Source organism: Nocardiopsis sp. CNZ308 (assembly GCF_004217075.1).
In genome coordinates this window covers 5,802,057-5,823,550 of record NZ_SHKJ01000001.1, presented here as the reverse complement: position 1 = coordinate 5,823,550, position 21,494 = coordinate 5,802,057, and the positions used below count along the sequence as shown (strand labels likewise).

General features: G+C 74.3%; 20 protein-coding genes and 1 pseudogene. 10 read left to right on the top strand and 11 right to left on the bottom strand.

Annotated features, from left to right (window positions below):
* Nucleotides 1-40 precede the first annotated feature (40 nt).
* The 4 genes and pseudogenes from EV372_RS25030 to EV372_RS25015 all read right to left on the bottom strand — a co-directional run bounded on the left by EV372_RS25030 (nucleotide 41) and on the right by EV372_RS25015 (nucleotide 4,200).
* A complete protein-coding gene (locus EV372_RS25030; protein ID WP_130398041.1) occupies nucleotides 41-1,000 on the bottom strand; it encodes a sugar phosphate isomerase/epimerase family protein in 960 nt (319 codons plus the stop codon).
* Nucleotides 997-2,156: pseudogene (locus EV372_RS25025) on the bottom strand (dihydrodipicolinate synthase family protein). The gene EV372_RS25030 and the pseudogene EV372_RS25025 overlap by 4 nt, the downstream one beginning before the upstream one ends.
* Complete coding sequence (locus tag EV372_RS25020; RefSeq protein ID WP_130398040.1) at nucleotides 2,153-3,307, bottom strand: Gfo/Idh/MocA family protein; 1,155 nt, start codon at nucleotides 3,305-3,307, stop codon at nucleotides 2,153-2,155. The pseudogene EV372_RS25025 and the gene EV372_RS25020 overlap by 4 nt, the downstream one beginning before the upstream one ends.
* A gap of 185 nt (nucleotides 3,308-3,492) precedes the next feature.
* Nucleotides 3,493-4,200 (bottom strand): class I SAM-dependent methyltransferase, encoded by a 708-nt coding sequence (locus EV372_RS25015; protein WP_130398039.1) that lies wholly within the window; start codon nucleotides 4,198-4,200, stop codon nucleotides 3,493-3,495.
* Nucleotides 4,201-4,384: 184 nt separating this feature from the next.
* Here EV372_RS25015 and EV372_RS25010 point away from each other — a divergent pair, with 184 nt between their 5' ends.
* From EV372_RS25010 to EV372_RS25000, 3 genes are all read left to right on the top strand, one after another.
* Nucleotides 4,385-5,425, top strand: a complete 1,041-nt coding sequence (locus EV372_RS25010) for a pirin family protein (protein ID WP_130398038.1) — start codon at nucleotides 4,385-4,387, stop codon at nucleotides 5,423-5,425.
* Nucleotides 5,426-5,779: 354 nt separating this feature from the next.
* Entirely contained in the window at nucleotides 5,780-7,324 is a 1,545-nt protein-coding gene (locus EV372_RS25005) for a sodium-dependent transporter (RefSeq protein ID WP_130398037.1), read from the top strand.
* On the top strand, nucleotides 7,324-7,437 hold the full coding sequence (locus EV372_RS25000; protein ID WP_130398036.1) for a methionine/alanine import family NSS transporter small subunit: 114 nt from the start codon (nucleotides 7,324-7,326) through the stop codon (nucleotides 7,435-7,437). The genes EV372_RS25005 and EV372_RS25000 overlap by 1 nt, the downstream gene beginning before the upstream one ends.
* A gap of 85 nt (nucleotides 7,438-7,522) precedes the next feature.
* Here the strand turns inward: EV372_RS25000 and EV372_RS24995 are convergent, their stop codons facing one another.
* Nucleotides 7,523-8,068: a type 1 glutamine amidotransferase domain-containing protein gene (locus tag EV372_RS24995; RefSeq protein WP_130398035.1), complete on the bottom strand. Its 546-nt coding sequence runs from the start codon at nucleotides 8,066-8,068 to the stop codon at nucleotides 7,523-7,525.
* A gap of 209 nt (nucleotides 8,069-8,277) precedes the next feature.
* Nucleotides 8,278-9,132 (bottom strand): DMT family transporter, encoded by an 855-nt coding sequence (locus EV372_RS24990; protein WP_130398034.1) that lies wholly within the window; start codon nucleotides 9,130-9,132, stop codon nucleotides 8,278-8,280.
* Nucleotides 9,133-9,172: 40 nt separating this feature from the next.
* Between EV372_RS24990 and EV372_RS24985 the strand changes: the two genes are divergently transcribed.
* Entirely contained in the window at nucleotides 9,173-10,624 is a 1,452-nt protein-coding gene (locus EV372_RS24985) for an aminotransferase-like domain-containing protein (protein WP_130398033.1), read from the top strand.
* Between the two features lie 7 nt (nucleotides 10,625-10,631).
* Here the strand turns inward: EV372_RS24985 and EV372_RS24980 are convergent, their stop codons facing one another.
* Both EV372_RS24980 and EV372_RS24975 read right to left on the bottom strand, forming a co-directional pair.
* Nucleotides 10,632-11,336 (bottom strand): hypothetical protein, encoded by a 705-nt coding sequence (locus EV372_RS24980; RefSeq protein WP_130398032.1) that lies wholly within the window; start codon nucleotides 11,334-11,336, stop codon nucleotides 10,632-10,634.
* Nucleotides 11,337-11,471: 135 nt separating this feature from the next.
* Complete coding sequence (locus EV372_RS24975; RefSeq protein ID WP_013153041.1) at nucleotides 11,472-12,854, bottom strand: FAD-binding oxidoreductase; 1,383 nt, start codon at nucleotides 12,852-12,854, stop codon at nucleotides 11,472-11,474.
* 216 nt (nucleotides 12,855-13,070) lie between these two features.
* Between EV372_RS24975 and EV372_RS24970 the strand changes: the two genes are divergently transcribed.
* Nucleotides 13,071-13,823: an SDR family oxidoreductase gene (locus EV372_RS24970; RefSeq protein WP_130398031.1), complete on the top strand. Its 753-nt coding sequence runs from the start codon at nucleotides 13,071-13,073 to the stop codon at nucleotides 13,821-13,823.
* A gap of 58 nt (nucleotides 13,824-13,881) precedes the next feature.
* Nucleotides 13,882-14,307, top strand: a complete 426-nt coding sequence (locus EV372_RS24965) for a DNA-binding protein (protein WP_130398030.1) — start codon at nucleotides 13,882-13,884, stop codon at nucleotides 14,305-14,307.
* Nucleotides 14,308-14,353: 46 nt separating this feature from the next.
* On the opposite strand, the gene EV372_RS24960 is transcribed toward EV372_RS24965, so the two are convergent.
* Nucleotides 14,354-15,664, bottom strand: coding sequence for an FAD-binding oxidoreductase (locus EV372_RS24960; RefSeq protein WP_130398029.1), 1,311 nt, complete (start codon nucleotides 15,662-15,664; stop codon nucleotides 14,354-14,356).
* A 95-nt stretch (nucleotides 15,665-15,759) separates the two neighbouring features.
* On the opposite strand from EV372_RS24960, the gene EV372_RS24955 reads away from it, so the two are divergent.
* The 4 genes from EV372_RS24955 to EV372_RS24940 all read left to right on the top strand — a co-directional run bounded on the left by EV372_RS24955 (nucleotide 15,760) and on the right by EV372_RS24940 (nucleotide 19,481).
* Nucleotides 15,760-16,623: a sigma-70 family RNA polymerase sigma factor gene (locus tag EV372_RS24955; protein WP_130398028.1), complete on the top strand. Its 864-nt coding sequence runs from the start codon at nucleotides 15,760-15,762 to the stop codon at nucleotides 16,621-16,623.
* 215 nt (nucleotides 16,624-16,838) lie between these two features.
* Entirely contained in the window at nucleotides 16,839-17,678 is an 840-nt protein-coding gene (locus EV372_RS24950) for an SCO6745 family protein (RefSeq protein WP_130398027.1), read from the top strand.
* Between the two features lie 121 nt (nucleotides 17,679-17,799).
* On the top strand, nucleotides 17,800-18,666 hold the full coding sequence (locus EV372_RS24945) for an LLM class flavin-dependent oxidoreductase (protein WP_130398026.1): 867 nt from the start codon (nucleotides 17,800-17,802) through the stop codon (nucleotides 18,664-18,666).
* 89 nt (nucleotides 18,667-18,755) lie between these two features.
* Nucleotides 18,756-19,481, top strand: coding sequence for a Mut7-C RNAse domain-containing protein (locus EV372_RS24940; protein ID WP_130398025.1), 726 nt, complete (start codon nucleotides 18,756-18,758; stop codon nucleotides 19,479-19,481).
* A gap of 32 nt (nucleotides 19,482-19,513) precedes the next feature.
* Here the strand turns inward: EV372_RS24940 and EV372_RS24935 are convergent, their stop codons facing one another.
* Entirely contained in the window at nucleotides 19,514-20,698 is a 1,185-nt protein-coding gene (locus EV372_RS24935) for a GDSL-type esterase/lipase family protein (protein WP_130398024.1), read from the bottom strand.
* An 88-nt stretch (nucleotides 20,699-20,786) separates the two neighbouring features.
* Complete coding sequence (locus tag EV372_RS24930; RefSeq protein WP_130398023.1) at nucleotides 20,787-21,356, bottom strand: TetR/AcrR family transcriptional regulator; 570 nt, start codon at nucleotides 21,354-21,356, stop codon at nucleotides 20,787-20,789.
* Between the last annotated feature and the right edge of the window lie 138 nt (nucleotides 21,357-21,494).

The following is a 21,494-nucleotide window of genomic DNA, read 5'->3' as shown; positions in this document are numbered from 1 at the left end:
GAGCTCGGGGGACCGGGGGCGCACGCGCGCCCCCGGGGCCTCACAGGACGTGCTGGACGTGGCGTCGGGCCAGGGTGGCGATGACGTCGTCGCCGTCGGCCGACCAGATCCGCTCGTTGAAGATCTCCACCTCGATGTCGCCGTCGTAACCGGCCGCGTCCACCGCGCGGCGCAGGGCGCGCACGTCGGCGTGGCCGTCGCCGACCATGCCGCGCCCCAGCAGGGCGTCGGCGGGGATGGGCAGCTCCCAGTCGCAGGCCTGGAAGGAGGCGATGCGCCCGCCCGCCCCGGCGCGGGCGATCTGCTCCCACACCTGGGGGTCCCACCACACGTGGTAGGCGTCCACCACCACGCCGACGGCGGCCGCGTCGAAGCGTTCGGCCAGGTCCAGGGCCTGGCCCAGGGTGGAGAGCACGGCGCGGTCGGCGCAGAACATCGGGTGCAGGGGCTCCAGCGCGAGCCGTACCCCCCGCTCCAGGGCGTAGGGCGCCAGCTCGGCGATGCCGTCCGCCACCCGTTCGCGGACGCCGACCAGGTCGCGCTCGCCGTCGGGCATCCCGCCCACGACCATGACCAGGCAGGGCGCGCCGAGTTCGGCGGCCTCGTCGACGGCGTGCCGGTTGTCCTCCAGCGCCGCGGCCCGGTCCGGGCCGGTGAGGAAACCGCCGCGGCAGTGCGAGGACACGCGCAGCCCGGCCCGGCGCAGCAGGGCGGCGGCCTTGGCCAGGCCCATCTCGGCGACCGGCTCGCGCCAGGTCCCGATGGCGGGCAGTCCGGCGCGCAGGCAGCCGTCCACGGCCTGGGTCAGGTTCCAGTACTTGACGGTGGCCTGGTTGAGCGAGAGCCGCGCCAGGCGCGGGTCGCCCGGTTCGGGGGTGGGCACCGCGGCGGGCCGCCCGGAGGGCACGTCCACCGCGCCGGGTACGACCGCCGCGACGGTGGCCGCGGGCGCGGCCGTCGGCGTGAGGGGCGCCGCGGCGCCCTCGGGGATGGTGCTCACTGGTCGACTCCTGACACCTGGAGGAGCGCCCGCATGCGTGCCGCGGCCAGGTCGGGGTCGGTCAGGGCCCCGGCGGCGTCGGCCAGGCGCACCGCCTGGGCCAGGTGGGGCAGGTCGCGGGCGCTGTGCAGCCCGCCCACCATGTGGAAGCCCTTCTGGTGGCCGTTGAGCCAGGCCAGGAAGGCCACGCCGGTCTTGTAGTAGAAGGTGGGCTCGGCGAACAGGTGCCGGGCCAGGGGGACCGTGGGGTCCATCAGGGCCCGGTACCGGGCGGTGTCGCCCTCGTCCAGGGCGGCCAGCGCGCGTGCGGCGGCCGGGGCGATGGCGGCGAAGACGCCCAGCAGGGCGTCGGAGTGGCCCTGCTCGTCGCCCAGGACGAGGTCGGGGTAGTTGAAGTCGTCGCCGGTGTACAGGCGCACGCCCTCGGGCAGCAGCCGCCGCAGCCGCACCTCCAGCGAGGCGTCGAGCAGGGAGACCTTGATGCCGTCCACCTTCGCCGCGTGCTCGGCGATCAGGGCCGCCACCGGCTCGATCGCCTCGGCCGGGTCGGCGAAGCCCCAGTACCCGGCCAGGGCCGGGTCGAAGGCGGTGCCCAGCCAGTGCAGGATGACGGGCTGGTCGGCCCGGCCCAGCAGGTCGGCGTAGACCTTGGCGTAGTCCTCGGGGCCCGAGGCGACCGCGGCCAGGGCGCGCGAGGCCATGAGGATGGGGGTGGCTCCGGCGCCCTGGACGACGTCGAGCTGTTCACCGTACGCGGTGATAACGCTTTCCAGATCGGCCTGCGCAAGGTCGAGCTGGTCGGTGCCCACCCCGCAGGCCAGGGCGGCGCCGCGCGCGGCGGCCTCCGCACCCGACCTGCGGATCAGCTCGGCGGTGGCCGCCCAGTCCAGGCCCATGCCGCGCTGGGCGGTGTCCATGGCGTCGGCCACGCCCAGGCCCTGGTCCCACAGGTGGTGGCGGAAGGCCAGGGTGGCCTCCCAGTCCAGGCGGGCCGGGGCGCCGGGGGCGTTGGCCGCCAGGGGGTCGGCGACCACGTGGGCCGCGGCGTAGGCCCGGCGCGAGCGGGCGGGGGAAGGGGGGAGGCGTCGACGGGGGTGCCGCTCAGGGTGTAGGGGGCGGCGGTGCCGTCGGCGGCGGGTAGCAGGAGTGTGCTCATGCGAGGGTGACCTCGTCCAGTTCGATCGTGCGGCCGGTGCGCGCCGACTGGAGTCCGGCCTCGGCCATCTGGAGGCCGCGCGCGCCCGAGAGCAGGTCGTGCGGGAAGGGGGTGTCCAGGACCACGTGGCGCAGGAAGTCCTCCCACTGGGCGCGGAACCCGTTGGGGAACTCGGTGTTGTCGGGCACCGGCTCCCACTGCTCGCGGTAGCGCCCCAGGTCCTCCAGGTCGGGGTTCCAGACCGCCTTGGGCGTGGCCGAGCGGTGCTGGGCGCGGCAGGAGCGCAGTCCCGCCACGGCGCTGCCGTGGGTGCCGTCGACCTGGAACTCCACGAGTTCGTCGCGGGCCACGCGCACGTTCCAGGAGGAGTTGATCTGGGCGATGACGCCGCCGTCCAGCTCGAAGATGCCGTAGGCGGAGTCGTCGGCCGTGGCCTCGTAGGGCTGCCCCTCCTCGTCCCAGCGGCGCGGGATGTGGGTGGCCACCTTGGCGGTGACCGCGCGCACCGGGCCGAACAGGTGCTCCAGGATGTAGTGCCAGTGCGGGAACATGTCCAGCACCATGCCGCCGCCCTCCTCGGCGCGGTAGTTCCAGCTGGGGCGCTGGGCGGGCTGCCAGTCGCCCTCGAAGACCCAGTAGCCGAACTCGCCGCGCACCGACAGGATCCGGCCGAAGAAGCCGCTCTCGACCAGTCTGCGCAGTTTGAGCAGGCCGGGCAGGAAGAGCTTGTCCTGGACCACGCCGTTGCGCACGCCCGCGTCGCGGGCCAGTTTGGCCAGCTCCAGGGCGGCGCTGAGCGTGCTGGCGGTGGGCTTCTCGACGTAGACGTGCTTGCCCGCGGCGATGGCCGCGCGCACGGCTGCCTCGCGGGCGTGTGTGATCTGCGAGTCGAAGTAGACCGTGATGTCGTCGTCGGAGAGCACACCGTCCAGGTCGGTGGACCAGCGCTCGATTCCGTGGCGTTCGGCGATCTCGCGCAGCTTGTGCTCGGAGCGTCCGACCAGGACGGGCTCGGGAATGATCCGGGAGCCGTCGGGCAGGCGTACGCCGCCCGCCTCCCGGATGGCCAGGACAGAGCGGGTCAGGTGCTGCCTGTACCCCATGCGTCCGGTGACGCCGTTCATGGCGACACCCAGCACGTGATCACCCATGGATTGATACCACCTTTCCGTGTGAAAGCGCTTTCCAGCCTACGGCAAAAACACCCCCGCGCACCAGAGGGGCCCCGGACCTGCCACGACGCGAAGCGTTTCGGCACCCGTCCCTGGCAGACCGCCCGGAAGAGCCCGGGCGCGCCCGGGCTCCGCCTCCGCCCGTGCCCGGGCCGCCGGTCGCCCTAGGCGGGGACGCGCGCGCTGAGCAGGAGGTTGAGCGGTTCCCCCGCCCCCGGGGGGATGCCCGCGACGGGCTCCCAGCGCACCTGGTCGAACCCCGCGCCGCGCAGCGAGTCCTCCATGGCCTCGCAGCTCCAGTAGCGGGCCGGCAGGACCGTGGGCGGGACCGTGGGGATGGTGACCGGACAGGGGTCCCCGTCGACGGGCTGCTCGGGCATGTCGATGATGAACCCGTTCATCTGCGCCGTTCCGGAGGGGAGCCGGGGGTTGCCGACATAGGCCAGCATCCGCCCACCCGGGGCCAGGTTCTCCTTCGCCCGCAGCACCATGCGGTCGAGCATGCGCCGGTCGCGCGCGTAGTGCAGGACAGCGACCGCCACCACCGTGTCGAAGGCGCCCAGGCTGGGCATGTCGGCTATGTCGTGGACCTCGTACCTCAGGCCCAGGGGCTGTCGTTCCTCGATCCGCCGCGCGGCCTCGACCATGCCGGGGGAGATGTCCACGCCCACCACGGGGTGCGCGCCCCGGCGTCTCAGGAGCCGCGTGTAGGAGCCTGTCCCGCACCCGAAGTCCAGGACGGAGCTCCCCTGGACGGGGCCGATCGCCCTCAGGAACGACGGGGTCTCGACGAGGCTGCGGTACGTGCTGACCACGCGGTCCACTTCTCCGTGGTTCTCCGCGATCTGGTCGTAGCGTTCGGCGACGGCCACGGGGTGCCTCCCGATAGCTGGTGTACGCTTCCGCGGGCGCTTCTCCCGCCGGCAGCGGTCCACTGCCTGCGCACTCCTCTGTTTCTACCCCGACGCGGTGTCCGCCAACACCGGGCCGCGCGGTCGCGGCCTGCGACCTCCACGGATACGCCGGGACCGGCCCGTCTCGGCTACCTTCGGCAGGGTGAGCAACCTGGACACCCACCCCGCCGAGGAGCGCGTCTGCGGCGGGGAGGCCGACACCGCCGACACCGCCGACACCGCCGCCTCCGGCGACACCGAACTCCTCGAACCGCGCGAGGTCCCGCTCGGCGGCCCGCGCGCCATGCTGGTCCGCCGCGCCCTGCCCGGCAAGAACCGCCGCATGGTCGGCGCGTGGTGCTTCGCCGATGTCTACGGCCCCACCGGCGTCGCCGACGGCCCCGGCATGCAGGTGCCGCCGCACCCCCACATCGGCCTCCAGACCGTGAGCTGGCTGGTCCGGGGCTCGGTCCACCACCTGGACGGCCTCGGCTCGGACCAGCTGGTCCGCCCCGGCCAGCTCAACCTCATGACCGCCGGACACGGCATCGCCCACTCCGAGCGCTCCCCCGCCGACGCTCCGCCGCTGCTGCACGGCGCCCAGCTGTGGATCGCCCTGCCCGAGGACGACCGCGGGGGACCGGCCCGCTTCGAACACCACGCCGACCTGCCCTCCTTCGACCTGCCCGGCACCGACGCGCCGGGGGCCAGGGTCACGGTGATCGCCGGAGAGGTGGACGGCCGCCGCTCCCCCGCCCGCGTGCACACCCCTCTCATGGGAGCCGAGGTCGTGCTGGAACCCGGGGCCCGGGTGCGACTGCCCCTGGAGGCGTCCTTCGAACACGGCGTCCTGCCCCTGGACGCGCCCGTGCGGGTCCTGGGCCACACCGTCGAGGCCGGTGCGCTGCTCTACGCGGGCGAGGGGCGCACGGAGGTGGAACTGCGGGCCGAGGAGACCGCGCACGTGCTGGTGATCGGCGGCGAGCCCTTCACCGAGGACCTGGTCATGTGGTGGAACTTCGTCGGCCGCGACCACGACGAGATCGTGCGGGCCCGCCGCGCCTGGGAGGACGACCGGGAGGGCGCCGACGACGCGGGCGGGCGGCGCTTCGCCGCGGTCGCGGCCGACGACGGAGCACCCCTCCCCGCTCCGGAGCTGCCCAACGCGCGCCTGCGCCCACGCCCGCGCCACCGCGGCGCGTAGAACCCCGGGACGGTCGGCCGGGGTCCGCCGGAACGGGGCGCGTCCGCGTGCCACGACTCGCGGTCCCCGGCCGCGCCTTCGCGGTCCCGGACCCCCGACCACCGGAAACCGGTCGGCCCCCGGCACGGGCGCCCCGCCCGGCGGTGGCCGCCACGCGCGCGGGCAAGGGCGGCTGAAGGTTTCCGGTAAGCGCCCCTTGTCCTTTCCGTCCATCGTGCGAGTCTGGACAAAAGGAAACGAAAGGAGCATCGTGAGGCGACACCCCGGCCAGGCCCCCCGCCCCACAATGCTGACCAGGCCAACTCCTGCTACCGTGCGGATCGCGAACTACGGGATGATTTAGGAGACCTGAACATGGTCCAACAGACTCGCGAGCAGTGGGGATCGCGCGCGGGCTTCCTGATGGCGGCGATCGGCTCCGCCATCGGTCTGGGCAACATCTGGCGATTCCCCTACATCGCCTACGAGAACGGCGGCGGCGCCTTCATGCTGCCCTACCTCATCGCCCTGCTCACCGCCGGTATCCCGCTGCTGATCCTGGAGTACAGCATCGGGCACCGCTACCGCTCCTCCGCGCCGCTGTCCTACCGGCGCATCACCCGGCCCGCCGAGGCCATCGGCTGGTGGCAGGTGGCCATCTGCTTCGTCATCGCGGTCTACTACGCCGTGATCGTGGCCTGGGCCGCCCGGTTCGCGTGGTTCTCCATCGGACAGCAGTGGGGTGACGACCCCAACGCGTTCTTCTTCGAGGACTTCCTCCAGATGAGCGAGGGGCCCGGCATGGTCTCGGGCTACGTGGCGGGCGTGGCCTGGCCGCTCGTGGGCGTGTGGGCCGTGGTCCTGCTCATCCTGGCGATGGGCGTGCGCAACGGCATCGAGAAGGCCAACAAGGTCTTCATCCCGCTGCTGGTGGTGCTGTTCCTGGTCCTGGTCGTGCAGGCGCTCACCCTGGACGGGGCCGCGACCGGTCTGAACGCCCTGTTCACGCCGGACTGGGGCGCCATGCTCGACGGCAGCGTCTGGATCGCCGCCTACGGGCAGATCTTCTTCTCCCTGTCCGTGGGCTTCGCCATCATGGTCACCTACGCCTCCTACCTGCGCCGCAAGGCCGACCTGACCGGCTCGGCGATGGTGGCGGGCTTCGCCAACAGCTCCTTCGAGCTGCTCGCGGGCATCGGCGTGTTCGCCGCCCTGGGCTTCATGGCCACCGCCGCGGGCACCGGGGTCGAGGACGTCGCCGCCAACGGCATCGGCCTGGCCTTCGTCGCCTTCCCGCAGATCATCTCGACCCTGCCCATCGGCGGCGCGCTGTTCGGGGTGCTCTTCTTCGGCTCCCTGGTGATCGCGGGCCTGACCTCGCTGATCAGCATCGTCCAGGTGATCATCTCCGCCGTGCAGGACCGCACCGGCCTGGGCCGCGTCCAGACCGTGCTGCTGGTGGGCGGCGCCACCGCGCTGGCCTCGATCCTGCTCTTCCCCACACCCGAGGGACTGCACTTCCTCGACGTGTTCGACCACTTCATCAACCAGTACGGCATCGCACTGGCCGGGCTCGTCATGATCGTGGTCTTCGGCTGGATCGCGCGCAGGCTGCCGATGTTCCAGGAGCACACCAACGCGATCTCCTCGATCAGGCTCGGCCTGTGGTGGAAGGTCGTCCTGGGCGTGGTCACCCCGATCCTGCTCGGCTTCATGATGTGGGACAGCCTGCGCACGGAGCTGACCGAGAACTACGCGGGCTACCCGACCGGGTTCCTGCTGGCCGCCGGATGGGGCCTGGCCATCGGGGCGATCGTCTTCGGGATCGTCGTCTCGCTCTTCCCCTGGAAGCGCGCCGACGCCCTGGCCCGTGAGGACGCCGTCACCGAGGACGCCGCGACCAAGGAAGGGGACCGCTGATGACCACCAGCGCGATCGTCATGATGGCCGTTTCCATGATCCTGGTGTGGGGCGGGCTCATCGCGGCCATCGTCCACCTGCGCCGCCACCCCGAGAAGCCCGAAGAGGGATAGCCGCGCCCGAACGACGACGGGGCGGTGGGCGCCGGTCGGGCGCCCACCGCCCCGTCGTCGTTCTCCCGCCTTCGCGGGAGGCCGCCTACGTGGCCGCGAACTCGCGGACGATGCGCTCGCAGAAGGCGGGCAGGTCGTCGGGGTTGCGGCTGGTGGTGATCCCCTGGTCGGTGACCACCTCCTCCTCCACCACGGTCCCGCCCGCGTTGCGGATGTCGGTGCGCAGGCTGGGGTAGGAGGTCACCGTGCGCCCCCGCACCACGTCGGCCTCCACCAGGATCCACGGCCCGTGGCAGATGGCGGCCACGGGCTTGCCCGCGGCCACGAAGTCGCGCACGAACCCCACCGCGTTCTCGTCCGAGCGCAGGTTGTCCGGGTTGACGGTCCCGCCGGGGACCACCAGGGCGTCGTAGTCGTCCACCCCCACCTCGGACACCACCCGGTCCACGTCGAAGGTGTCCGCCGGTTCGATGTCGCCGTTCATCGCCTGGATCCGCCCGGACTTGAGCGAGACCAGGTCGACGGTGGCGCCCTCCTCGCTCAGCGCCTTGCGCGGTGTGACGAGTTCGACCTGCTCGACCCCGTCCGCGGCCAGAATCGCGACCCGACGGCCGTTGAGCGTGTCGGCCATGGCTACCCCCTCAGCTGGACTCTTCCGGCACTCTGCGTGCCGCGTTGGCGCCCCTACCCGCGCAGACCGTCCTCTCACACGGCCCGCCGGGGAGGCGCGCGCCACGTCCGGGGGACCGGCCGCGCGAACCGGACCCGGCCGCGCGGAGTCGAACCGGCGAAGCCCCCCACAGGTCGTACGCCGTGCCGGGCTGGCACCCGTCCGCGTGCTCAGCCGCGCGATCTCTGGGTGACGGCGATGCACACGAGGACGACGACGGCCGTGGCGGGCGCGGCCGGAGCCAGGGGCTCTCCCAACAGCAGCACCGCCCACACCAGGGTCAACAGCGGTTGGGCGAGCTGGAGTTGGCTGGCCCGGGCGACCCCCATCGCACCCATCCCCCGGTACCAGACCACGAACGCGCCGAACTGCGACACCGCGGCGAGGTAGGCCATGCCCGCGAGCGCGCGCGGCGCGGCGTCCGCCGGCTCGGCGGCCAGCGCCCACAGAGCGGCGGGCACGGTCAGCGGCGCGGCGGCGACCAGCGCCCAGGCGATCACCTGCCAGCCCGGCATGCCCGCGGCCAGCCGACCGCCCTCGGCGTACCCGGCGGCGCACAGCACCAGGGCCGCCAGCAGGTACAGGTCGGCCGGGCCGGGTGTTCCGCCGCCGCGCACCAGCGCGAACGCGACGACGGCCGCGGCGCCGCACACGGCGGCCGCCCAGAACCGGCGCGAGGGGCGCACCGGGCTGCGGCGCAGGGCGAACACGGCGGTGGTGAGCGGCAGCAGCCCGATCACGACCGCGGCGTGGGAGGTGGAGGATGCCTGGAGTGCGAGCGTGCTGAACAGCGGGAACGCCGCCACGCAGCCCAGGGCGACCACGGCGATCCCCGGCCAGTGGGCGCGGTCGGGCAACGGGGCGCGGACCGCCGCGAGGCAGCAGCCCGCCAGCGCGGCGGCCAGCGCGCACCGGACCACCGCCACGCTCCAGGGCCCGAAGCCCTCCAGTGCCCACGCGGTGGCCGGAAGGGTGAACGAGAATCCGAGGACGCCGAGCGCGGCGCACAGTGTCGCGCCGAGCACCGCTACTCCGCGAGGCGCGATAGCGCTATCTTTAACCTTCATGAAACAGCGTAGCAGTGTGCGGGAACTGACCGTTTTCCTGCGCAGGGAGGTCCACCGCTACTCACCCGGAGAAAAGCTGCCGTCGAGCCGGGCACTGGTGGAGCGCTACGGCGTGAGCCCGGTGACCGTGTCGCGGGCCATCGCGGCGCTGGTCGCCGAAGGCGTGGTGGTCACCCGCCCCGGCGCTGGGGCTTTCCGGGCGGGCAGGGTCGCCCCCGCCCGCCCGGTCGGCGACACCTCCTGGCAGGAGGTCGCGCTGAGCGCCGAGACGGCGGCGGCCTCCGGCGAACCGGTCCCGCGCACCGTGGACGCCTCCGGGGTGCTGGCCACCCTGACCCCGCCCGACCTGGGAGTCGTCGTGTTCAACGGCGGCTACCTGCACCCCGATCTCCAGCCCGAGCAGGCGATGGGCGCCGCACTGGCCCGCGCGGGACGGCGGCCGGGCGCCTGGGCGCGGCCGCCCGCGGAAGGAGTGGAGGAGCTGCGCGGCTGGTTCGCCCGTCAGATCGGCGGTTCCGTCGGCGCGGCCGACGTGCTGGTCACCGCGGGCGGGCAGAGCGCGCTGACCACCGCGCTGCGCGCCCTGGCCCACCCGGGGGCGCCCGTTCTGGTGGAGTCGCCCACCTACCCCGGTCTGCTGGCCATCGCGCGTGCCGCGGGCCTGCGGCCCGTCCCCGTCCCGGTCGACGCCGAGGGGATCCGCACCGACCTGCTGGAGCAGGCGTTCGCGGCCACGGGCGCCCGGGTGCTGGTGTGCCAGCCGCTCTTCCACAACCCCACCGGAACGGTCCTGGCCCCCGCCCGGCGGGGCGAGGTGGTGCGGATCGCGCGCGCCGCGGGCGCTTTCGTGGTGGAGGACGACTTCGCCCGCCATCTGGCGCACGCAGACGCCGCCGCCCCGCCGCCCCCGCTGGCGGCCGAGGACCCCGACGGCACCGTGGTGCACGTGCGGTCGCTGACCAAGGCGACCTCGCCCAGCCTGCGCGTGGGTGCGATCGCCGCGCGGGGACCGGTGACGCGGCGCCTGCGCGCGATCCAGCTGGTGGACAGCTTCTTCGTGGCGCGCCCCCTGCAGGAGGCCGTGCTGGAGCTGGTCGGCTCGCCCGCGTGGGGCCGCCACCTGCGCGCGGTGGCGGCGGGCCTGCGCGAGCGCCGCACGGCCATGGCCGCGGCCCTGGCGCGTGAACTGCCGGAACTGGCGGCGCCGCACCTGCCCGCGGGCGGACACCACCTGTGGCTGCGGCTGCCCGGTGAGACCGACGAGACCGCGCTCGTGTCGGCGGCGCTGCGCGCCGGGGTGGCGGTGGCCGCGGGCCAGGCCTACTTCCCGGCGGAGCCGACCGCCCCGCACCTGCGGCTCAGTTACGGCGGAGCGGCCGGGACCGCCGAGATCACCGAGGGGGTGCGCCGCCTGCGCACCGCGTTCGCCGGTACCGTTCCCGGGGAGTGAGGGACGCCTACCCCAGGGTGTCCTGTGCACCCTCCCAGACACCGGCCGGAACCCGCTCCAACAGGCCGATCGCCGCGTCGGCGCGCTCCCGGACACGGCCGGTCTCCAGCGGTCCGCGCTCCCAGGCCACCAGGTACCGGCCGCCGAAGCGGAACGGGCACACGCCCTCCCGCGACAGCAGCCACTCCCGCACCGGATCCCCCAGAACGGTCGCGGCGAAGGCCCCGTCACCGGTCACCACGGCGAACCGCTCGTCGAAGGCGGCCTCGCCCGCGCTCCATGCGCGGACGCCGCCGACACGGGACCGGGGCGCACCGGACCCGGCGCCCGCCTCCTCCACCTGCAGCAGCGGCACTCCGGCGGGCAGGGCCACCGCCACCACGGTGTACACGTGCGCGACGGTGCGGTGGCGCTGCTGGGGATGGGGCGCGGCGTAGCCGTACTCGTAGGCCAGGACCCGGCGGCCGCGCAGTTCGGCGCACAGCACGTGCCTGGCCCGGGCGTTGGACCGCCGTTCCAGGAAGGGGACGCCCTCGAACCGGTCGACCAGCTCGGGCCGCTCGCGGTCGTAGCGCCACCCCTCACGCGAGGCCCACAGGGCCAGGCCGCGGGAGCGGCGGCGTTCGGCGGCCGAGCCCGCGACCGCCGCTCCGACCACGCCGACGACCACCAGGGCCGCGATCACCAGAACCAGGACGGTGGTGGTCTCCATGGGGGTCTCCTCGTGCGCGGTGCGGTTCCTGCCCACTGAGACGCCGTCCGCTCCCCGACCGGTTCCACCCTTCTCACGCCCCCGCACCCGGCCGTCCGGAGCCCGCCCGGCCCCACGCGGTCGGTCCCCCGTGGGCTAGGACGCGGCGAAGACCTTGCCCGGGTTGAAGATGCCCCGCGGGTCCAGGGCGTCCTTGACGGCCCGGTGCATGGCGAGCACGTGCGGGCCCATCTCCCGGGCGGCGCCGCGCATCTTCAGCAGGCCCACGCCGTGCTCGCCGGTGACCGTGCCGCCCAGGGCGATCGCCTCGTCCACGATCACCTCGAAGGCCTCCTGCGCGCGCTTCTTGGCGTCCTCGTCACCGGCCGGGACGATGAACAGCGGGTGCAGGTTGCCGTCACCGGCGTGCGCGATGTTGCCGATGCGGGTGTCGAAGCGCCTGCCGATCGCCTCGATGCGCTCCAGCATCAGCGGCACCTTCGCCTTGGGCAGGCACATGTCCTCGGTCAGCAGCGGGCCGAGCCGCTCCAGCGCCGGGTAGGCCAGGCGACGGGCCTCGAACAGGGCCTCGGCCTCCTCCTCGTCGGTGGAGCGCACCGCGTAGACCGCGCCCTCGGCCTCGAAGCACGCCAGGATGCGGTCGGCCTCCTCTTCGCCCGCCGCCCCGGGCTGGTCGCTGCGCGCCAGCAGCAGCACCTCGCCCTCGGCGGACAGGCCCATGTTCTTCCACTCGTCCACCGCCTGGAGGCAGAACCGGTCGATCAGCTCCATCGCCGAGGGCACCACCCCGGCCGCCGAGACCGCCGCGACGGCCCTGCCGGCCTCCACCAGGGAGTCGAAGTAGCCCACCACGGTGTGCTCGGTGCCGGTGCGCAGCGGCCGCATCCGCAGGGTCACCTCGGTGACCAGGCCCAGCGTCCCCTCCGAGCCCACCATGAGCCCGCACAGGTCGTAGCCGGTCACGCCCTTGGCGGTGGTCCGGCCCAGCCGCACCACCTCGCCCGAGCCCACGACCGCCTCCATGCCCAGCACGTAGTCGCGGGTGACCCCGTACTTGACGCAGCACAGGCCGCCCGCGTTGGTGGCCACGTTGCCGCCGATGGTCGACCAGGGCGCGGAGGCCGGGTCCGGCGGGTACCACAGGCCGTCCCGGGCCACCCGCTCGCGCAGGTCGTTGTTGACCACGCCCGGTTGCACGGTGGCGGTCTGCTGTACGGGGTCGACCTCCAGGACACGGTTCATCCGCTCGAAGGAGACCACGACCCAGCCGTCCACGGCGTTGGCCGCCCCCGACAGCCCCGTCCCGGCTCCGCGCCCGACCACCGGGACGCCCAGTTCCGCGCACACGGCGACCGCGGCCGCCACGTCCTGGGTGTGGCGGGGGCGCACGAGGGCGGCCGGGCTGCCGTGGGGAGCCCACTCGGCCTCGTCGTGGGAGTAGCCCTCAAGGACAGCGGGGTCGGTGACCACCTGCTCCGCGCCGACCGCTGCCGTCAGTCTCCCGGCGATCCCGGACATGGGCCCACTCCCTCACCGCTCACTCGGCCGCTCCGCTGTGCCGACGCCGCCAGCACTCTAACCGGACACCGGGCGCCGAAGACACCACCGCCCCCCTGGTCAGGGCGGTCGGCGGCGCACCCCGCCGCGGACACGCCCGGGGGCGTCCCACCGGGGACCGGCGCGCCCGGTCCCCCGAGACCTAGCATGGGTCCTCCCGGAAGCGAAGGAGCGCCCATGAAGACAGTCCTCGTCACCGGCGGCACCGGCACCCTGGGACGGCCCGTCGTGGAACGCCTGCGCCGGGCCGGGCACCAGGTGCGCAGCCTGAGCCGCCACCCCGACCCCGAGGACCCCGCGTCCTTCGCCGTGGACCTGCGCCGGGGCACCGGGCTGGCCGACGCGGTCCAGGGCGTGGACACCGTCGTGCACTGCGCCAGCACGCCCGCGGGCGGCGACATCGAGGCGGCCACCCACCTGATCCGCGCGGTCCGCGAGGCGGGCGTGGCGCACCTGGTCTACGTCTCCATCGTCGGCGTGGACCGGGTTCCGCTGGGCTACTACAGGACCAAGCACACCGTGGAGAGCGCGCTGGCGGCCTCCGGTCTGGGGTGGACGGTGCTGCGCGCCACCCAGTTCCACGACCTGGTGCGCAGGCTGTGCGCGGGCGCGGCCCGCCTGCCCTTCATGCCCGTCCCCGACGTGGACGTGCAGCCCGTGGCGGTCGAGGAGGTCGCCTCCCGCCTGGCCCACCTGGCCGACCACCCTCCGGCCGGGCGCGTGGCGGACATGGGCGGCCCGCGCGTGGAGTCCTTCCGCGACCTGGCCGCGGCCTACCAGCGCTGGGCGGGGACGGACCTGCGGACGGTGCCCGTACGCCTGCCGGGCGCCGTCTTCGCCGCCTACCGCGCGGGAGGCCACCTGGCCCCCGACCGGGCGGTGGGCAAGGTGACCTTCGCGGAGTTCCTGGACGGCCAGAACCCGGAGTGAACAATTTGTTGAAAACCCTCCGTTGACAACGGAGGGTTTGCGCCTCCATCCTGGAGGCATGAGCGAGGAACAGCACGAGAGCGCCTTCACCCGACCCGACCCGCGAAGCGCCCGCCGCATGCGCACCCACGAGGCGCTGCTGCGCATCACCGAACGCCACGCCACCGGCGAGCACCGCACGCGCTGGGACGAGACGCGCATGCCCATGGCGCCCCTGGACGCCCTGCGGCGCGTCGCCGACCTGGCCGCGGGCGGCGCCCAGCCCGACCCCGACGCTCCGGCCGTGGACCAGGAAGACCTCACCGCCGCCCTGACCCTGGTGCCCTGGGCGCGCGCCGAGTTCGACCAGCTGGAGGCCGGACTGCTGCAGATGTCCAAGGGACGCGGCATGACCTGGCAGGAGATCGCCTTCGGCCTCGGACTGGGCTCGGCCCAGGCCGCCCGCCAGCGCCACGAGCGCCTCCTGCGGCGCGGCGAGAGCTGAGGCACCGGGCACGGTCCGCGCGTGTGCCGCCCGGACCGTGCCCGCCTCAGCCCGCCACCGGGTAGTTGGACCGCACCACACCCAGCGGGTCGCGCTCGTCCTTGATCCTCCGCAGCCGCTCCAGCGCCCGCGGGGAGAACACGTCGGAGACCGACTCCCCCGGCACCAGCGAGGTCAGCGGCTTGCGCCCGCTGACGCCCGAACCCAGCGACGCCACCAGACCCTCCAGACGCGCCCGGATCCCCGGGGCCATCTCCGGGGTGAACGGCACCCCCAGCGCGTACAGGTAGTAAGGCTCGTCCACCGGCCCGAAGGGGGTGTCGGAGGCATCGGCGAACGCGCCTCCCAGGTGGCGGACCTGCACCCCCAGCAGCGGGGCGATCGGCTCGGCCAGCAGCGCCCCGACCGCCTCCGGGCCCAGGTCCGCCAGCAGCGCGGCGCGCGACAGCCCCGGCGAGGGATCGGTGGGCTCGGCGGTGACCGACCCCAGTTCGGTCAGCGGCAGCACCCCGCGGGCGTCGCGCAGCGGCCTCCCGGCCGCCTCCAGCGGACGCAGCAGCTCACGGGCCCGCTCCGGCCCGCCCAGGAAGGTCGCGTCCACCGACACCGTCGGCTCCTGACCCGGAACGTGGTGCAGGTTCAGCCAGACCGTCAGCTCACGCGGCGCGTGCGCGGTGACCTCGGTGTAGGCCTCCATCACCCGCTCCGCCCGGTCGGCGGACCACACCATACGCCCGCCGTACAGCCGCGGCGCGGGATACAGGGCGAACTCCAGGGCGGTGACCACCGCGAAGTCGCCCCCACCGCCGCGCAGAGCCCAGAACAGGTCGGGGTCGGACTCCGCGGTCACCCGTGCCCGCTCCCCACGGGCGCCGACCACCTCCAGGGCGGTGACACTGTCGGCCGCCCACCCGTGGCGGCGGCCGAACCAGCTCAGGCCCCCGCCCAGGGTGTACCCGGTCACGCCGACCACCGGGGAACTGCCCGGCAGTCCGGTCAGACCGTGCGCGGCCGCCGCCTCCTGCACACGCCCCCAGGGCACGCCCGCGCCCACGCGGGCCACCCGGCGGTCGGCGTCCACGCGCACCTCGTCCAGCGCGCCGGTGCGCAGCAGCACCGCGCCCTTGACGTCCCCGGAGGCGCCGTGCCCGGTGGGTTGCGCGGCCACCGCCAGGCCCTCCCGGTGGGCGTGGCGGACCAGGGCGGCCACGTCGTCGGCGTCGGCGGCCTCCACCACCGCCGCCACGGGCTGGTCCACGGACAGGCTCCAGGGACGTCTGGCCAGCTCGAAGCCCTCCTCGCCGTCGGTCAGCACACGGCCGCGCAGCAGTGAACGCAGTTCGTTCCAGGTGTTCATGGATCTCCTCGTCGAAATCAGTTGCAGCGGGCCGCACCTAGACGCCAACCCGACGCGTCCAAACCACGACGGATACCGACGAGAGAATGTGACCGATGAACACGGACGAAATCTGGGCCGCGCGTTTCGAGGAGCACCGCGCGCTGCTGCGCTCGATCGCCCACCGGATGCTCGGATCGGCGGGCGAGGCCGAGGACGCGGTGCAGGAGACGTGGCTGCGGCTGAACCGGTCCGACGCCCACAACATCGACAACCTGGCCGGATGGCTGACCACCGTGGTGGGCCGGGTGTGCCTGGACATGCTGCGTTCGCGCGCCTCGCGCCGCGAGGACCCGGTGGGCGAGGACGTGCCCGAGCCCTCCCACGACCTCCCGCAGGCCGGCCCCGAGCAGCAGGCGCTCCTGACCGACTCGGTGGGGATGGCGCTGCTTGTGGTCCTGGACACGCTCACCCCGGCCGAACGGCTGGCGTTCGTGCTGCACGACCTGTTCGCGATGCCCTTCGACCAGATCGCGCCCATCCTGGAGCGCACCCCGGCGGCCACCCGGCAGCTGGCCAGCCGCGCACGGCGCCGAGTGCGCGGCGCGAACGCGGACGGCGTGCCCGATCCGGTCCGTCGGCACCGGCTGGTGGAGGCGTTCCTGGCCGCGGCGCGCGGCGGCGACTTCGAGGGCCTCATGGCGGTACTGGCCCCCGACGTGGTCGTCAGCGCCGACGAGTTCGCCGTGCTGAAGGGCGTGCCCGCGGCCACCAGCGGAGCCGAGGCGGTGGCGGGGCAGGCCATCACCTTCTCGCGCCTGGCCCAGGACGCGCGCGTGGTGTCCGTGGACGGCCTTGCCTGGCTCGTGGGCCTGAGCGGGGGACACCCCTACGCGGCACTGGCGTTCACCGTCGAGGACGACCGCATCGTCGGTATCCGGGCGCACGCCGAGCCCGGGCTGCTGGCCTCGCTGGTGTGACGGGGGCGGCCCTCAGGTCCGTTCGAGAGGTGCGAGGGCTCCAGCGCCCTGTTGCGCCTCTCGTCCTGAGCGGCGCCTGCGGGGCCTCCTCGCACCGGCGCCGCGCCCCGGACCGCACCGGTGCGGGGACCCGCCCCCCCGAGACGACGGGGCGCGGCGGCGAAATCCCCACCGCCGTGCGGAGCACCCGGACCGCGCAGGCGTATATTCGTGGCGTGAACCGGATCTGGCCACTGATCGAGACCTGCCACGCCCTGGTCTACTTCGCCCCCGAAACCGAGGCCGCCTACCGCGACGCCGGGTTCAAGGGCTACTGGATGGGCTACTTCGCCTCCCGCTCCGCCGCGCTCGGCCCCGCCTCCGCGGACGTGGTCACCGCCGCCTTCCACAACTTCGCCCCGCGCCTGGTCGCCCGCGCCATCCCCGACGCCTGGTCCCTCTCCTCCCCCCAGAAGGCCCTGGCCGCCCGCACCGCGGGGGCCGACCAGGCCCTGCGCCGCGTCCTCGGCGACCTGGCCGGGGCACCCGAGACCGCCGAGGCCGCGCACGCCGCGGTCGCGGCCGTCTCCGCCTGCCCCCGGGCGGGCCGCACCCTCTTCGCCGCCCACGCCGCCCTGCCCGTACCCGAGCAGCCGCACCTGGCGCTGTGGTGGGCCGCCACCGCCCTGCGCGAGTTCCGCGGCGACGGGCACATCGCCGCGCTGATGAGCAGCGGGCTCGACGGCTGCGAGGCCAACGTCGTCTCGGTCGCCCTGGGCCGCTCCCCCGAACGCCAGCGCGAGTTCCGCGGCTGGAGCGAACAGGAGTGGGACCAGGCCTCGCAGCGCCTGCGCGACCGCGGCTGGCTCACCGGCGGGGGCGCCCTGACCGACTCCGGCCGCGAGCAGCGCGAGCGGATCGAGGCCGACACCGACCGCCTGGCCGAGCCCGCCCTGACCGCTCTGGGGACCCAGGGGGTGGCGGACCTGGCCGAGCGGCTGGAGCCGCTGGCCGAACGCATCGTGGCCTCGGGCGCGATCCCCTTCCCCAACGCCATGGCGCTGCCGCGCGCATGAGGACCACCCTTCCCGGGGCCGACCCCGCTTCCGCGAGGGGAGCGGCACAACCACGCCGCCTCTCGGGCCGGGCGGGGCAAAAGTCGTTGTCCCCGCCCACCCCGCCCGGTAGAACGGCACCATGACCGAACTCGGAGCCGTCTTCCGCCCCCAACTGCCCCCCGAGCGCCTGCGCTCCGTGGCCCGCGCGGCCGACGAGGCCGGACTCGACCAGCTCTGGCTGTGGGAGGACTGCTTCCTGGAGAGCGGCGTGGCCGCCGCCTCCGCCGCCCTGGCCTGGACCGAGAACCTCACCGTGGGCGTGGGCCTGCTCCCCGTCCCCCTGCGCAACGTCGCCCTGACCGCGATGGAGACCGCCACCCTGCACCGGCTCTTCCCCGGCCGCGTGCGCATCGGCGTGGGCCACGGCGTGCAGGACTGGATGGCCCAGGTCGGCGCGCGCCCCGACTCCCCGCTCACCCTCCTGCGCGAACACCTGGACGCCCTGCGCGCCCTGCTGGCCGGGGAGCGGGTCACCTCCCGGGGCCGCTACGTCACCCTGGACGACGTCGCCCTGGACTACCCGCCCACCACCCCCGCCCCCGTACTGGCCGGTGCCCGCGGACCGCGGACCCTGCACCTGAGCGGACAGGCCGCCGACGGCACCATCCTGGACGCCGCGGCGGGAGTGGACGGCGTGCGACGGGCACGGCAGCTGGTCGACCAGGGGCGCGAGGCCGCGGGGCGTCCCGGCCACCACCCCGTGACCGTCTACCTGCTCACCGCCACCGGCCCCGACGCCGACCGGCGCATGGCCGCCGAACTGCGCGCCGAGGGCCTGACGCCGCAGACCGGCGTGGCCGGAGACGCCGACCGCGTCGCCGAGGCGGTGCGGCACATGGCCGAGGCCGGAGCCGACACCGTGGTGTTGCAGCCCACGGCCGACGAGCCCGACCCCGAGGGCTTCGTGCGCTTCACCGCCGAACGGGTCCGCCCGCTCCTGCGCTGAACCGCGCACCTGCCGCGCCGGGTACCCGCCGCGACTGATCGACCCCATGGTCCGCGGGCGGGAACGGCCCGCCGGAAGGAAGAGAACCGATGCTGGACCTGAGCTTCGCGCCCGAACTGCGGTTCTTCCTGCCGTCACGGCACCGGAGCGGAACCGTGCGCCTGGAGGTCGACTCCACCTCCACCCTCGGACACCTCGTCCAGTCGTTGGGCGTACCCCTGACCGAGGTCGGCGCGCTGCGCGTCGACGGCCGCGTCACCCCCGCCTCCCACATCCCCGCCCCTGGCGAGGCCGTGGAGGTCATGCCCGTGGAGTACCCGCAGCGCCTGCCCTTCGCCGAGCCGCGGTTCCTGCTCGACGTGCACCTGGGCACCCTGGCCCGGCGCCTGCGCCTGCTGGGTCTGGACACCGCCTACGACAACGACCGCGACGACCCCTCCCTGTTCCGCCAGGCCAACGCCGAGGACAGGGTGCTGCTCACCCGCGACCGAGGACTGCTGAGCCGCAGCGGCCTGCGGGCGGGCGGCTACGTGCGCGAGCAGCGGCCCGCCGGGCAGCTGCGCGAGGTACTGGAGCGCTTCGCCCCGCCCCTGCGACCCTGGACCCGCTGCCCGGCGTGCAACGGCGAACTGGTGCGCGCCGCCAAGGAGGAGGTAGGCGAGGACCTGGAGGCGGGCACCCGCGCCACCTACGACGTGTTCGCCCGCTGCTCCGGGTGCGAACGGGTGTACTGGCCCGGCGCCCACCACTCCCGACTGGCCCAGATCGTGCGCGAGGCCCAGGAGCTGGTGTCCGCGCGCTCCGGCCCGGCCTGACCCGCGAGGGAGGGACGGGCCGGTCGGGCCTCTCAGGATCCGTGGCCGTGGAACGGGCCGCCCGCCCCGAAGGCGCGCTCGGCGAAGCGCTCACCGATGCGCCGGTGCGCGGCGGCGTCCGGATGCAGGTCGTCGGGCAGCGGCAGCTCGGCGTTGTCCGCCTCACCGTAGAGTTCGCGGCCGTCGAGGTAGTGCAGGTTCGGGTCCTCGGCCGCGCGTTGGCGCACGACACGTGACAGCTCCTCGCGGATGACGGTGAGCGTCAGCTTTCCGGCGGCGCGCTCGCCGGGGTCGCCGGTGGCCCGGAACCGCAGTTCCCCGGCGCGCAGGGACTCCGGGTCGAAGGCGCACGGGCCGGGTGTGTCCTCGTGGATGGGGCACAGGATCGGCGAGACGACCAGCAGCGGTGTGCTGGGGTGCCCCTCCCGGAGGGTGTCCAGGAAGCCGTGCACCGCGGGACCGAAGGCGCGCAGGCGCATCAGGTCGGCGTTGACCAGGTTGATGCCGATCTTGAGGCTGATCAGGTCGGCGGGGGTGTCGCGCATGGCGCGGGCGGTGAACGGGTCGAGCAGGGCGCTGCCGCCCAGACCGAGGTTGACCAGTTCCACACCGCCGAGGGAGGCGGCCAGCGCGGGCCAGACGGTGGTGGGGCTGGCGGCGTTGGAGCCGTGGCTGATGGAGCTGCCGTGGTGCAGCCACACCCTGCGCCCCCGGTCGGGTGCGGGTTCGACGGCCGCGTCGGTGCGCAGGGCGACGAGTTCGGTGGTCTCGTTGTGCGGCAGCCAGATCTCCACGTCCTTGACGCGGTCGGGCAGGCCGGTGAAGCGCACGGTGGCCACCGGTCCGGGCCGGTGCTCGGCGGAGCCGGTGGCCATGTCGACGGTCAGGGTGTCGCCGCCGGTCGCGGTGGCCTGGTCGACGAGGCGACCGTCCACGAGCAGGTCGTACACGCCGTCCGGGCGCGGCGGGGCACCCGTGTAGGCGCGTTTGGTGGGCAGCGTGTCGAGTTCGACGGCGGTGGCCCGGGTGCGCAGGGCCAGCCGTACCCCGGAGGGCTGGGACTCGGCCATGAGCAGCTGCGGGTCCCCGCACTGGGCGCGGGCCCGCGCGGGCAGCCGGTGCGGCAGCACGCCGCGCTCGGTGCGCTCCAGGTCGAGGGCGCCGCGCAGGAGGTCCGCGGTGAGGGGCGTGGTGGTCCAGTGGTGCTGGGTGTTCATGGTGTCAACCTGGTGGTCGGGGCCGTCGTGAGGTCCGGTGGGTCGGCGGGCGCGGCTCGGCGCCGTCGGGAGGGCTCGGGGGCCGTGGTCAGGGCGCGGGCCAGTTGCGCAGCAGGGCGTCGAGGGCGTCCAGGGTCCGTGTCCAGGTCTCCTGGGTGTCGGGGGCGCTGTGGCTGAACCCTCCGCCCAGTTCCAGGGTCACGTAGCCGTGGAAGACGCTGCCCAGCAGGCGGACCGCGTGGGTCTGGTCCGGCTCGGGCAGGTCGTAGCCGCGCAGGATCGCCCGCGTCATCTGTGCGTGCCGGACACCGGCGCTGGCGGCGGCCGTCTGCGGGTCGAGTCTGAGCTGGGTCGCGGCGTAGCGGCCCGGATGCTCGCGGGCGTAGTCGCGGTAGACGTTGGCCAGGGCGGTCAGGGCGTCCTTGCCCGCCCGTCCGGCCAGGGCGTCGGCGGCCCGGTCGGCGAGTTCCTCCAGTGCGAGCAGGGCGATCCGTGTTCTCAGGTCCTGGGAGTTGCGCAGGTGTGAGTACAGGCTGGCGACCTTGACGTCGAAGCGCCGGGCCAGCTCCGAGACGGTCACCCGCTCGAAGCCGACCTCGTCGGCCAGTTCCGCTCCCGCCTCGGTGAGGCGTTCGGTGGTCAGTCCCGCGCGTGCCATAGCCTCTCCCCTCTTCGCCATGAACGACTGTACTTCTTCCTAAAGACTTTAGGCAAGAGGTGGCAGGCATCAGGGAGAAGCCTGTGCGGCGAAGGGAGGGGATCCGCGTTCGCGGACCGCGCCGGGGACCGGAGAGGA